8 protein-coding genes are annotated in these 13,802 nt (G+C 65.6%); 2 read left to right on the top strand and 6 right to left on the bottom strand.

Annotated elements, in window-relative coordinates; translation table 11 throughout:
* Positions 1 to 124 precede the first annotated feature (124 nt).
* From RPPS3_RS09060 to RPPS3_RS09045, 4 genes are all read right to left on the bottom strand, one after another.
* Complete coding sequence (locus RPPS3_RS09060) at positions 125 to 3,247, bottom strand: efflux RND transporter permease subunit (protein ID WP_107343780.1); 3,123 nt, start codon at positions 3,245 to 3,247, stop codon at positions 125 to 127.
* A 159-nt stretch (positions 3,248 to 3,406) separates the two neighbouring features.
* Positions 3,407 to 4,645, bottom strand: coding sequence for an efflux RND transporter periplasmic adaptor subunit (locus RPPS3_RS09055; RefSeq protein ID WP_107343779.1), 1,239 nt, complete (start codon positions 4,643 to 4,645; stop codon positions 3,407 to 3,409).
* A gap of 218 nt (positions 4,646 to 4,863) precedes the next feature.
* Positions 4,864 to 6,261, bottom strand: a complete 1,398-nt coding sequence (locus tag RPPS3_RS09050) for a CoA transferase (RefSeq protein WP_107343778.1) — start codon at positions 6,259 to 6,261, stop codon at positions 4,864 to 4,866.
* A 50-nt stretch (positions 6,262 to 6,311) separates the two neighbouring features.
* A complete protein-coding gene (locus tag RPPS3_RS09045) occupies positions 6,312 to 7,262 on the bottom strand; it encodes a LysR family transcriptional regulator (RefSeq protein ID WP_107343777.1) in 951 nt (316 codons plus the stop codon).
* Positions 7,263 to 7,342: 80 nt separating this feature from the next.
* On the opposite strand from RPPS3_RS09045, the gene RPPS3_RS09040 reads away from it, so the two are divergent.
* The gene (locus tag RPPS3_RS09040; protein WP_107343776.1) at positions 7,343 to 8,296 is read left to right on the top strand and encodes an NAD-dependent epimerase/dehydratase family protein; all 954 of its coding nucleotides are present in this window, start codon (positions 7,343 to 7,345) and stop codon (positions 8,294 to 8,296) included.
* A 603-nt stretch (positions 8,297 to 8,899) separates the two neighbouring features.
* A complete protein-coding gene (locus RPPS3_RS24465; protein ID WP_159060659.1) occupies positions 8,900 to 9,520 on the top strand; it encodes a hypothetical protein in 621 nt (206 codons plus the stop codon).
* 122 nt (positions 9,521 to 9,642) lie between these two features.
* On the opposite strand, the gene RPPS3_RS09030 is transcribed toward RPPS3_RS24465, so the two are convergent.
* Both RPPS3_RS09030 and RPPS3_RS09025 read right to left on the bottom strand, forming a co-directional pair.
* Positions 9,643 to 10,143, bottom strand: a complete 501-nt coding sequence (locus tag RPPS3_RS09030; RefSeq protein WP_349626928.1) for an ASCH domain-containing protein — start codon at positions 10,141 to 10,143, stop codon at positions 9,643 to 9,645.
* 18 nt (positions 10,144 to 10,161) lie between these two features.
* On the bottom strand, positions 10,162 to 13,704 hold the full coding sequence (locus tag RPPS3_RS09025; protein ID WP_107343774.1) for an error-prone DNA polymerase: 3,543 nt from the start codon (positions 13,702 to 13,704) through the stop codon (positions 10,162 to 10,164).
* Positions 13,705 to 13,802: the final 98 nt, after the last annotated feature.

Raw genomic sequence — 13,802 nt, 5'->3', positions numbered from 1 at the left:
GGTCTGTCATCAGGGCGTCACACGGTAACAGCGCAGTTGTTGCGTATTTTCAACACGATCTCGCCACACCCGGAGAACTCCTACCCGCGTTACTACGAGGGAACGCCAATGGCCGGCGGGGCGATTAGTTGGCGCGCCGCCGGGAGAAATACGAGATCAAAACCGGGAGGGTGATGAGAATCACCCCCGGCGCCAGCATCATGCCGGTGACCACTACGATCGCCAACGGCTTCTGCACCTGCGAGCCGATTCCGGTCGACATCGCCGCCGGCAGCAGGCCGCCGCCGGCGATCACGCAGGTCATCAGCACCGGCCGGAGCTGCAGCTCGCCGGTGCGGACCACCGCGCGCAGCCGATCGAGCCCCTGGTCGATCAACTGATTGTACTGCGACAGGATGATGATGCCGTCCATCACCGCAATACCGAACAGCGCGATGAAGCCGATCGCGGCCGACACGCTGAACGGGATGCCGCTGACCAGCAGGCCCATCACGCCGCCGAAGATCGCCATCGGGATCACGCTCATCGCCAGCAGCGTGTCGGTGAGCGAGCCGAAATTGAAGAACAGCAGCGCGCCGATCAGCGCCAGGCTGATCGGGACCACAATCGACAGCCGCTTGATCGCGTCCTGCAGATTGCCGAATTCGCCGACCCACTCCATCCGCGAGCCCGGCGGCAACTGAACCTGGGCGTTGACCTTGTCCTGGGCCTCACGGATCGCGCTGCCGAGATCGCGCTCGCGCACCGAGAACTTGATCGGCAGGTAGCGCTCCTGATCCTCGCGATAAATGTAGGCGGCGCCGGACACCAGCTGGATGTCGGCGAGCTCGCTGAGCGGGATCTGGGTGATGCCGTTCGGTCCCTGCACGCCGATCCGCAGATTGTGGATCGCCTCGGCGCTCTTGCGATATTCCGGCGCCAGCCGGACGATGATCGGGAAATGCCGGTCGCTGCCCGGCTCGTACAAATCACCGGCAGTGTCGCCGCCAATCGCCACCTTGATAGTGGCGTTGATGTCACCGGGCGTCAGCCCGTAGCGCGCGGCGCGAGCCCGGTTGACGTCGATCTGGATCGTCGGCTGGCCGAGCGAGGTGAACACCGCGAGGTCCTGCACGCCCTGCACCGTCGACAGCACCGCTTTGATCTTGTTGGCGGTGTCGGTCAGCGCCTGCAGATCGTTGCCGTACAGCTTGATCGAGTTCTCGCCCTTCACGCCGGACACGGCTTCGGAGACGTTGTCCTGCAGATACTGCGAGAAGTTGAACTCGACGCCCGGGAATTTCGCCTGCAGCTGCTTCAGCATCCGCGCGGTCAGCTCGTCCTTGTCGTGGCTGCCGGGCCATTGCGAGGCGGGCTTCAGCGGCGCGAAGAACTCGGCGTTGAAGAAGCCGGCGGCGTCGGTTCCGTCGTCGGGCCGGCCATGCTGCGACACCACCGACTCGACCTCGGGGAAGCTGGCGATCAGCTTGCGCATGTCGTTGACGTAGCCGTTGCCCTCGGTGAGCGAAATCGTCGGCGGCAGCGTCGCGCGGATCCAGAGGTTGCCCTCTTCCAGCTTCGGCAGAAATTCGAGCCCCAGGAAGCTTGTGGCGATCAGGGTGGTCAGCACCAGGCCCGCCGCGCCGGCCATCACCACAGGCCGGTTCTTCACCGCCCAGCCGAGCCACGGGGTGTAGACCTTGTGCAGCATCCGCATCAGCCAAGTCTCGGTCTCCTGGACGTGGTGCGGCAGGATGATGGCGCTGAGCGCCGGCGTCACCGTGAAGGTCGCCAGCAGGCCGCCGGCGAGCGCGTAGGCGTAAGTGCGAGCCATCGGGCCGAAGATGTTGCCTTCGACGCCGGACAGCGTGAACAGCGGCAGGAACGCCGCGATGATGATCGCCGCGGCGAAGAAGATCGAGCGCGACACGTCCGCGGCGGCGGAGCGGATCGCGTGCTTCTTCATCCCCATGATGGTGTCGGCGGAGATCTGGCTGCGCTCCTCGGGCGACAGCACGGTGGTGTGCGAGAGTCGCCTGAAGATCGCCTCGACCATGATCACGGTGGCGTCGACGATCAACCCGAAGTCGATCGCGCCAACCGACAGCAGGTTGGCGGACTCCCCGCGTAACACCAGGATGATCACCGCAAAGAACAGCGCGAACGGAATCGTCGCGCCGACGATCAGCGCGCTGCGCAGGTCGCCGAGGAAGATCCACTGCAGCAGAACGATCAGCAGGATGCCGACCACCATGTTGTGCAGCACGGTGTGGGTGGTGGTGTCGATCAGATCCTTGCGGTCGTAGATCCGCTCGATCCGCACGCCGGGCGGCAGCAGGCCCGAGGCGTTGATCTTGGTGACCGCCTGCTCCACCCGCGCGATCGTCGGCGAGCTCTGCTCGCCGCGCCGCATCAGCACGATGCCCTGGACGATGTCGTCATCGTTGTTGATGCCGGCGATGCCGAGTCGCGGCTTCTCGGCGACGTTGACCTTGGCGACGTCCTTGACCAGCACCGGATTGCCGTTGTTCGACGCCACCATCGTATTGGCGAGATCGTCGAGCGAACGGATCAGGCCGACGCCACGCACCACCGCGGATTGCGCGCCGATGTCGACGGTGTTGCCGCCGACATTGATGTTGGAGTTGGAGACCGCCTGCAGCACCTGCGGCAGCGTCAGGCCGTAGGCGATCAGCTTATTGAAATCGACCTGGACCTCGTAGGTCTTGGTCTTGCCGCCCCAGCCGGTGACGTCGATCACGCCCGGGATCGCCCGGAAGCGGCGCTGCAGCACCCAGTCCTGCAGCGTCTTCAGATCGAGCACGCTGTAGCCGGGCGGCCCGACCAGCCGATAGCGGAAGATCTCGCCGATCGGGCTGAGCGGCGAGATACCGGGCTGGACGTTGCCCGGCAACGGCGGCAGCTGTGACAGCCGGTTGAGGACCTGCTGCAGCGCCTCCTGATATGTGTAGTCGAACGAGAACTGCAGTTTGACGTCGGACAGGCCGTACAGCGAGATTGTTCGGATCGTCTTCAGGTTCTTGATGCCGGCGACCTGGGTCTCGATCGGAATCGTAATGTAGCGCTCGATCTCCTCCGCCGAGAGCCCGGGGCTCTGGGTGACGATGTCGACCATCGGCGGCGTCGGATCGGGATAGGCTTCGATATTGAGATGTTCGAACGCGGCGACACCGCCCGCCAGCACCAGCAAGAACAGCGCGAGCATCAGGAAACGGCGGTTGACCGCGAGTTCGACGAGGCGACCCATGCGGATCGGACCTTTCAGGGCAGGCGGAGGCTGTGAGGCGCTGGTCCGGCGGTTATGTCGATCAATGCCGCAGGCCGTTCAGAAGAACAAGCGACCGCAGGCTGAGGGCGGGAGCACCGGCGGCGGGACCGCGCGGCGACGGTCGTGTGCAGACCGGAGTTACCCGGTGGCAGCCCGATCGATGAACAGGCTGCCGCGGGTGATGACCTTTTCGCCCGGACGCAGATTGCCGGTGACTTCGACCAGATCGCCGGCCGACAGGCCCGGCTTCACCGTGCGCAGCTCGATCGAGCGGTCGTCATGCGCGACCCAGACCCGAACCTGGTCGCCTTCGTAGATCAGCGCCTGGCGCGGCACGCCCACGGCCGGATGATCCGACGGCGAGTAGATCGTGACGTTGGCGAACATTTCCGGCTTCAGCAGCCCGCCGGGATTGTCGATGGTGGCCCGCACCGTCAGCCGGCGGGTGGTCGGATCGATCGCCGCGGCGACGTAGTCGATCCGGCCGGTCAGCGTGCGGCCCGGCAACGCCAGCACCTTGAAGCTGATGTCCTGGCCTTCGGCGACATCGGCAGCTTCGCTTTCGCGGACGAAAGCGGTCAGCCACACCGTCGACAGATCGCCGATCATATAGACGGGATCGCTGGAGCCGGAGTTGACGTACTGGCCCGGACCGACCTTGCGTTGCACCACGGTGCCGGCGATCGGCGCCACGATGGTGGTCTCGGGATTGATATTGCCCTTGTCCTGGAACGCCGAGATCGCGGACTCGCTGAGACCGAGAATGCGCAGCCGGTTACGCGCGGCTTCGAGCGCCGTGGTGGCCGACTGGAAATCGTTCTGCGCGGTGACCAGCGTCGCCTGGGCCTGCTGATAGTCCTTCAGTGGCACCGCCTTGCCTTCGAACAGATCGCGGGCGCGCTTGTCCTGAAGCTGCGCCAGGTCGAGCTGCGACTTCGCCTTGTTGAGCGCGGTCGAGGCGGTGATGAAATCGTTCTGAGCCTGGACGGTGTCGGGCGCTTCGATCGAAAACAGCGGCTGGCCCTTGGTGACGTGGTCGCCGGGGCGCGCCAGCAGCTTGGTCACCCGGCCCGCATAGGGCGAGAACACCGGGGTGGCGCGGTCTTCGTCGATCGCGATCTTGCCTTCGGTGACGTGCTCGGCGCGGAAGCTGCGGTCGCTCACCGGCTCGATCGTCAGGCTGGCCCATTCGGCCGGGGTCGGGGTGTAGCGGTCGGCACTGCGGCGCGACTGGCTGGAAATATCGGTGTGGCCGCGACCGGGCTGCTTGAACTGAGCCAGCTCGTAACCGCCCACGGCAACGCCGGCCGCAACGCACGCAGCCGCGATCCACCAGGTGCGCCGAAGACGCAGATTTCGAAGAAAATGTTCGCGCATGCCCTGCCTGAGCTCCGGCTTGATCGCCGCGTTGCCTCCCTGACGGCTGATAATGCCCGAATCGTGGCCAGCGCAAAGTGAAAACGGCAAAAATGCGCTTAGCAGCGAATGATGACACCAGCGCGTCAGCCGCCGACCGAGACGCGCGCCTCAATGGGCAGGCTTACGAATTCCATCCTGAACGGCACATTAACCGGCGGAACCGGCGGCCGGAGGCCTTAACCGCGGGCCGGCCAGGCCGCCGGATCGGTCCCCAGCGGCACCGCCGGGCGGGCCCAGGCGGCCGACGTGGCGCTGAGCACCGCAGAATGCCGGACCGCCTGCAGCGTCCCGAAGCCGGATTGGGCGCGTTCGAGATACGGCCCCACTGCTTCCTGGCCGATCTCGGGGGTGGCGAGACCGTGCGGCAGCCGCCCCATCTCCCACAGCCATTTGCCGGTGCGGGCCAGCGACACCTGGACGTGCCAGCTGCCGCCCTCGCGCGCCTGGCGCGCCTTGGCGATCATCGCCCCGAACGCCATCAGGTAGCCGGTCGCATGGTCGAGGATCTGCATCGGCAATTCCTTCGGTCCGGCGACGCCGGCCGCCTGCCCTTCGGCATGGTTGAAACCGGTGGCGCACTGCACCAGGGAGTCGAAGCCGCGCCGCTCCGCCCACGGACCCGAGCGTCCATAGGCGGACAGTGACACGTAAACGATGCCGGGATTGATCGCGGCCGCTTCCTCAGGCGAGAAGCCGAGCGCTGCGAGCGAGCGCGGACGATAGCCCTGGCTGAAGATGTCCGCTTCGGTGAGCAATTCGCGCAGCGCGGCGTGGCCCTCCGGCGTGGTCAGGTCGGCGAAGCTCGACAGCTTGCCGCGGCCGGTGTCGATCACCAGCCAGGGGATCGACGGCAGCCGAGGACTCGACACCAGCATCACGTCGGCGCCATGCGCCGCCAGCGTCCGGCCGGCGACCGGACCGGCGATCACCCGCGACAGATCGAGCACGCGCAGACCGGAGAGCGGCCGCCTGCCTTCCGGCCACGGCTTCGGCGCCGCCTCGCCGATCTTGGTGATTTCCACCAGCGGCAGCGCATCGAGCGCGGCGGCCTGCGGCAGCGCCTGCCACTCCTCGCGCGATCGCATCAGCGCCACCACGCCGCCGGCCGCATAAGCAGCGGTCTCGAACGCTTCGCCCTCCCACTGCAGCAGCGCGGCCTGCACCGCGTCGCGAACCGGCTCGCAGGCGAGCACCCGGCAGACCGCGTCGCGATGGTGCGGAAAGTTGGTGTGCAGCCGAACGTAACGGCCGCCCTTCACCTGATAAACGCCGGCGAGCGGATCCCAAGCGGGCGGCGGCGGTTCGTCGTTCTTGCGCAAGTAGCGCTCGGAGCGGCACTCGATCGCGGCGTGGCGGATGTCGACGCTGACGCCCTGCGCCTGCCCGCTGCGCATCGCCCAGATCTCGGCCGCCGCCAGCCCGCTCGCCGCAATCGCCACCTGCGCCGCGGCGTCGACGCGAAACGACGATGGCAATTGCGGCTCGTCGCCGGTGAGCGTCACGCGTTCCAGCCCGGCAGCATCGGCGCCGACGGAGGTCCAGAGATCAGCAAGCAAATCACGGGGAGATTGCATACGCCTTGCCTCCCGGCTCTCATCGGAGCCGCCTTGGTGACGGCGCACGGCTAAGTCGGTCGGCGCGCCGCGCGTTGACGACGATCCGCATAGGCCGGCCCGGCGACCTCGCGCAAGAGGCCGCGAAACCAGACCAGCAACGGATCGGCATGACGCAGATGCGACCACACCAGCGTCATCGGCAACTCGATCTTGGTGAACGGCGGCGGTTTGACGATCAGATCGAAGGCGCCGGCAAAGCGGCGCGCCAACGCGCGGGAGATCGTCGTCACCATGTCGGTCGCGGCGACGGCCGCCAGCGCCGCGGTGAAATGCGGCGTAACCAGCGCGACCCGTCGGCTCACCCCCGCGGCCGCCAGGATTCCGTCGAGCTCCGAGCGACCGTCGTCGAGCAGCGCGATGCCGACGTGGTCGACGTCGGCGTAGTCCTCGATCCGCCAGGTGCGTTTGGCTTTCGGATGGCCGCGCCGCATCACCAGCGCGAGCCGGTCGTCGGCGATCGGCATACTCACCGCACCGGGCGGCAAATCGGTGGTGGCCAGCGCGAAAGCGAAATCCAGCGCGCCGCTCTCCATGCGCTCGCGCAGATCCGCGCGGTAGGGCTCGAAGCGCAGATCGATGCCAGGCGCCTCGCGGGCCAGCCGCGCCATCAATGGCGGCGCCAGCAGCACGGTCTGATTGTCGGACGCCGCGATGCGGATGGTGCGCTGCTCGGTGGCCGGGTCGAACCGGCGTTCGCGAAACAGGTCCTTGAGGTCGGCGACGGCGACGCTCAGGAGCGGCACCAAGGCTTGCGCCTTCGGCGTCAGCACCAAGCCATGATGACCGCGGACCAGCAGCGGATCGGCGAGCAAAATGCGCAAGCGCGACAGTGCGCGGCTCATCGCCGGTTGGCTCAGGCCGACGTCCTGCGCCGCGTGGGTGACGTTGCGCCGGCGCAGCAGCGCCTCGAGCGGCGGCAGCAGATTGAGGTCGAGCCCGGCTAAATTCACTTCGCGCATGATGATGATATAAACAATGCATTTTTGATATGCAAAGAAAGCGCTTAGTCTGCGGTCATCGACTTTGAAAGGAGTTGCCCATGACGCAGGAGATCGTCGTTCTCGGCTACGGCCCGGTCGGCCGCGCCACCACCGAACTGCTCGCAGCCAAAGGCGTTGCGGTACGGGTAGCGCAACGATCCCGGCCCGCCGATCTTCCGCGCGGCGCTGTGTTTCAAGCCTGCGACGTGCTCGAACCCGCCTCGGTCGCTGGTGCCGTCGCGGGCGCCAGGCAGATCGTCGTCGCGATCGGCTTTCCCTATGTCGGCGAGGTGTGGCGCACCGCGTGGCCAGCGGCGATGCAAAACCTGCTCGCGGCCGCCGCTGCGGCGAATGCGCGGATGGTGTTCGTCGACAACCTGTATATGTACGGCCCGCAGCACGCGCCGCTGCGCGAGGACATGCCGCTGACCGATGCCGGCGTGAAACCCGCGGTGCGCGCCGCCATCACGCGGCTGTGGACGGCGGCGAGCGCCGCCGGCCAGGTGCGCGTCGCAGCGCTGCGCGCGCCGGACTTCTACGGACCCGGCGTCGGGCTGTCGCACCTCGGCGATCTCGCGTTCGGCGCACTCGCCAAGGGCAAGCGCGCGATGCTGATCGCAACGCCGGATACGCCGCACGACTTCGCCTACGTACCGGATATCGCGCGCGCGGTCGCGACCCTGCTCGACGCCCCGGATGACGCCTTCAGTCAGGCCTGGCACATGCCGAGCGCGCCGATCCGCACCCCGCGGCAGATTCTCGAACTCGGCGCCCGGGCGCTCGGCATGCCCGCGCGGATCACGTCGCTGCCGCAATGGCTGCTGCCGGCGATCGGCACGGTGTCGCCGATGCTGCGGGAGATGAGCGAGATGCGATTCCTGTGGGATCGTCCGTACCGGGTCGATGCGCGGAAATTCACCAGCCGGTTCTGGTCGGACGTCACGCCGTTCGAGATCGGCGCCGCGGCGACCGCGTTGTCGTTCCGCGAACGGGCCGCTGCACTGGCGGCGTGATCACTTAGTGAAAATCCCGTGACGGCGGCAGGATGCGGATTTCGCGGGGGTGGCGTTGGGCGGGGGCGTCGGGCGCGTCGCGAACATGACGCTCGCCGCAGCGAACGATCGACCGCGCGTCGCCTTGCGGCGCGCCACCGGCCGCGGTTTTGGGCGATCAGGTCCGTGCTTCCGGGGACGGGCGCGATGCTTTTCGCACCGCTGCATCCGGCGGGCTTTCCCCGCCTTCGCTCGTCCCGCGTCTAGCGAACTAACAAGTCGCAGAGCCCCGTAGTATACTCGGACGGAGACCCGATGCCTCCCGGACGCGGGCTTGCGAGACCCATCGCGTCGTTCCGGCTTCGCCAGCCACGCCGGCTCCGCCAAAGTCGCCCGGCTGGTCACCCAGCCGACCGATCTGCCCCCACCAAGACGCCTCATGATACGCCCCTCGTTGGACAGGACGGGTAGTCGAACCAGGATTTTGTCAGGACGCAGGGCTACGGAATCTTGGTGCGCGAGAGCGGATCTGAAATCCGACCATGTCCAGAGAGCCAGAAGGCCAATTCTCCTCTTGCGTCCGCTGTTGTACGATTTCGATGCGGCAATCGTGGAGTCGCCTGGATGAGCACGACATCTTGGACCAAGCCAGTATTGAGCGCAGCCTTGTTGCAAACACTCGCTTCGGCTGCCGTTTGCGAAGAGACGAGAGCACAGCAGGGTGATCTACGCTGGCGGACTTCGACGTCCGAGGGTCGATCATCTCTCGTCCAGGCATCTTCCGACGCGACGGACGCCGTCGGCCGCTTCGCGTTCACATGCGTCGTGAAATCTGGAAACGTCGCCGTCTCGGTGGCGATGACGGATGAGCAACGCTCCGCATTCGCGGCGCTGCTGACCAGCGGTGAATATCCCACGGTCGCGCTGTCGGACGGACGGACCAAGTCGGCACTTGCGAAGCTTGAATTCGGCGATGCTGATGGCTGGTCGTATGCTTTCACCGTTCCGGTTGACAGCAAGTGGCTCGACGATTTCGAGAAGACGGGCTCAGTGCGCCTTGCGATCGGTAAGACGATCAGTGACGGCGACAGCCTCAATGTCGGACTCGGCGCGATCAACGACTTTCGAAGCCAGTGCAGAAAGACGCATCAAACACCGCCGCCCGCTGTCCGGCCGCTTCCGCGAACCCCTCCGAACCCCGACGTGTTTCCGCCAGCGAAACTGATGCCTCCTGAGGCGCGCTAGCGACGGTTCGTATGACGGCCGCACGGGCTCCCGAGAGCGATACACGAGAGGACCGTCAGCTGATCGCCTCGGCCAAGAGCGCTTTGGGCCAGAAGCGGAAATGAATGGCTTCCTATTCGCATTCAGGACGGAGTCGAGCCAATGCGTTCGACAAGCTCAAACCGTTCACACCAGAGCATCATATCCGGCGCATATCTTCCAAGTCGCATGAAGTATCGCGTGTGCGCCTCGCGCCAGTATTGCAAAGAACGGTCACCTTCACCTTCATCGAAAGCAAACGCCCCATCGACTTCGTCAAAGCGTCGTTTCGTCAATTCAATTGTCTTCAGGACGGCCTTCGGAACGCCTTGCCCGTCTAGGACGACCATCAATTTACCGACCTCCGCAGAAAGCAGGCCCTGACTTTCGGCCCAGCAGGTCGCACGCTTTGTTCCCGAGAGAACAAGCTCAACAAGCCTGTTCGCCAAGTCGGGACTATCGCCGAATGAAAATGTCTCCAAGTTTTGCCATTCCATTTCAAAAGAGTGCTTGCGGATTTGAGTGATGTCAACGATGCGACGTGCCCGAGGCATTGCGAAAACGCTGCAAAACATGCCGAACGTCGAATGGCCGCTTAGGGTCATAAGCGGCACCACACCCCCTCAATGGAAATCCCGCGACGGCGGCAGGATGCGGACGTCGCGGGGGTGGCGATGGCGTTGGGCGGGGGCGTCGGGCGTGTCGCGGCGGTCGCCGTTGAGAGCTTCGTAGCCGCGCTTTTCGGAGGTCAGTTGTTCGTAGAGGTCGGTGCCGTCCGGCAGTGCCGGACGCACCAGACCTTCGGCGAGGCGGCCCATCTCATGGCTGCGATCGATCAGGCGTTCGGCGACGACATGCACCACGCCTTCGGGGCTCGCCTGGACCTTGCCCTCGACCAGCACCAACCGTGCGCCCATCACCTCTTTGCGAAACTTCTCCATGATGGCCGGCCACACCACGATGTTGGCGATGCCGGTCTCGTCCTCGATGGTCATGAAGATCACGCCATTGGCGCTGCCCGGCCGCTGCCGCACCAGCACGACGCCGGCGCAGCGCAGCCAGCGGCCGCTGGCGCGCTGACCGGACTGCGACACCTTACTACACGTCACCACCCGCTCGGCCGCGAACAGCGAGCGCAGGAATTCCATCGGATGCCCCTTCAGCGACAACCGCACCGTCTGATAATCGGCCACCACGTGCTCGGCCATCGGCATCGCCGGCAGCGGCGCGGCGCGCTCGTCGTCCTGCTCGCGCGCGTGCGCGGCTTCGAACAGCGGCAGCGGCACGTCGTCGGGCAGCCGTCGCACCGCCCACAGCGCGGCGCGACGATCGAGCCCGAGCGAGCGGAACGCGTCGGCGTCGGCTAATAGGATCAGCGCGCGCTTCGGCAGCGCGGTGATGCGCGCAAACTGCTCCAGCGACGTGAACGCTCCCCTCGCCCGCGCCGCGACGATCCGCGCCGCCCAATCATCGCTCGGCGCCTCGCCGGCTTCGAGCCGCACCCGCTCCTCGTCCGGATCGGCCCAACGGAAGCCATCGATCATGCGGAAGCCGAGCCGCACCGCGTGATACGCGCCACAGCGCTCCTCCAGCGTGCACTGGCCCGCGCTGAACGACACATCGACCGGCCGCACCTCGACGCCATTACTTCGCGCATCGCCGACGATCTGCGCCGGCGCGTAGAACCCCATCGGCTGCGAATTCAAGAGCGCGCAGCAGAACGCGTCGGGATGCACATGCTTGAGCCAGGACGACGCGTAAACCAATTGCGCGAAGCTCGCGGCGTGGCTCTCGGGAAAGCCATAAGAGCCGAAGCCCTTGATCTGCTCGAAACAGTTTTGCGCGAACGCACGCTCGTAGCCGCGCGCCACCATGTTCTCGACCATCATCGATTCGAACTTGCCGATGGTGCCGACATTGCGAAACGTCGCCATCGCGCGGCGCAGGCCGTTGGCCTGTTCGGGCGTGAACTTCGCCGCCTCGATGGCGATGCGCATCGCCTGCTCCTGAAACAGCGGCACGCCGAGCGTCTTGTGCAGCACCTTGCGGAGTTCGTCCTTATCGCCGTGTTGCGGCGATGGCGACGTATAGGAGACTTTCTCCTGATGATTCCGCCGGCGGAGATAAGGGTGCACCATGTCACCCTGGATCGGGCCCGGCCGCACGATCGCGACCTCGATGACGAGATCGTAGAATTTGCGCGGGCGCAGCCGCGGCAGCATGTTCATCTGCGCGCGGCTTTCGACCTGGAACACGCCGAGCGACTCGCCGCGGCACAGCATGTCGTAAACTTCCGGCACCTCGCGAGGCAGGCTGGCGAGCGTCCAGCGCTCGCGCTTGTGCGCGCCGATCAGGTCGAAACATTTGCGGATGCAGGTCAGCATGCCGAGCGCCAGCACGTCGACCTTCATCATCTTCAGGGTATCGATATCGTCCTTGTCCCACTCAATGAAGGTGCGATCCGCCATCGCAGCGTTGCCGACGGGCACGTAACTGTCGAGCCGATCCTGGGTCAGCACATAGCCGCCGACGTGCTGCGACAGATGCCTGGGAAATTCGATCAGCTCGGTGGCGAGTTCCACCGCGAGCGCGATCATCGGATTGGCCGGATCGAGCCCGGCCTGCTTGACCTGCATGTCGTTGAGGCCCTTGCCCCAACTGCCCCACACCGTATCGGCCAGCGCCGCGGTGACGTCCTCGGTCAGCCCCAGCGCCTTGCCGACGTCGCGGATCGCCGAGCGCGGCCGATAATGAATGACGGTGGCGACGATCGCAGCGCGGTGGCGGCCGTAGCGGCGATAGACATATTGCATCACCTCCTCGCGCCGGACGTGTTCGAAATCGACGTCGATATCCGGCGGCTCCAGCCGTTCCTTGGAGATGAAGCGCTCGAACAGCAAATCGACCTCGGTCGGGTTCACGGCGGTGACGCCGAGCACGTAGCACACCGCCGAGTTCGCCGCCGAACCGCGGCCCTGGCACAGGATGTTCTGCGACCGCGCGAACTGCACGATGTCGTGCACGGTGAGGAAGTAGTGCGCGTAGCGCAGCTTGCGGATCAGCCGCAGCTCCTTGTGCAGCACCTTCTTGGTGCGCGGCGAAATCCCCTTGGGGAAGGCTTTATGCGCGCCGGCCCAGGTCAGATCCTCGAGATGACGCTGCGCGGTCTTGCCCGGCGGCACCGGCTCGTCGGGATATTGATATTTGAGCTGGTCGAGCGAAAAATCGATCCGCTCGGCGAAGCGCAGCGTCTCGGCGATGGCATCGGGATCATGGCGGAACAGCCGCGCCATCTCGGCTGCGGGTTTGAGGTGCCGCTCGGCATTGGCTTCCAGCCGGCGACCGGCTTTATCGATCGTGGTCTTCTCGCGTACGCAGGTCAGCACATCCTGCAGCGCCCGCCGCCGCGGGTGGTGATACAGCACATCGTTGGTGGCAATACATGGGACTTTCGCTGCGGCCGCGATCCGGCGCAGTCGATCGAGCCGCCGCTTGTCGTCGCCGCGATAATACGGCGTGAGGGCGAGCCAGACGGCACCGGCATTGAGCGCGGCGAGACGATCCAATGCGGTTGCGATCGTCTTCGTCTGGAACCGGTACGAAGGCATGACCACGAGCAGGATCTTCGAATGACGACCCGTAACCTTTCCACCGTCATGCCCGGCCTTGTGCCGGGCATCCACGTCTTGCTGACTCAATCGTAGCAAAGGCGTGGATGGCCGGGACGAGCCCGGCCATGACAGCGTGGGGAACTGGTGGATGGAGGCGGAAGGCTGAGGGGTGGACCTCGCAGGCTCGTGGATGAATTCCTCCAAATCCCCAAACGTCAGATGGCACTCAGCCTTCTCCGCACGCAGCTTGCCGGTGCTGAGCAGGCGGCAGAGGCGACCGTAGGCGGCGCGGTCGGTCGGATAGGCGAGAATGTCCGGCGTGCCGTCGACAAAGCACAGTCGCGCGCCGATCAGCAGCTTGGGTTTATGGACGAGGTCTTTATTGTCGAGCTCGCTATAGGCACGCACCACCCCGGCCAGCGTATTACGGTCTGCAATCCCGATCGCGTCGAGCTTGAGCCGGCTCGCTTCGTGGACATAGTCCTGCGGATGCGAGCCGCCTTCGAGGAACGAGAAATTAGTGGTGACGCCGATCTCGGCGTAGCGCGGTGTCATGCGATCCGCCTTGGATTCTTGAACTGACAACTGACTTCGTCATTGCGAGGAGCGAAGCGACGAAGCAATCCAGCTCAGTGCACGGAACTTCTGGATTG

Source organism: Rhodopseudomonas palustris (assembly GCF_003031265.1).
In the GTDB taxonomy this organism is placed as follows: Bacteria; Pseudomonadota; Alphaproteobacteria; order Rhizobiales; family Xanthobacteraceae; genus Rhodopseudomonas; species Rhodopseudomonas palustris_H.
Note: the sequence above shows the minus strand (reverse complement) of the source record. Positions and strands in the feature narration are given on the sequence as shown.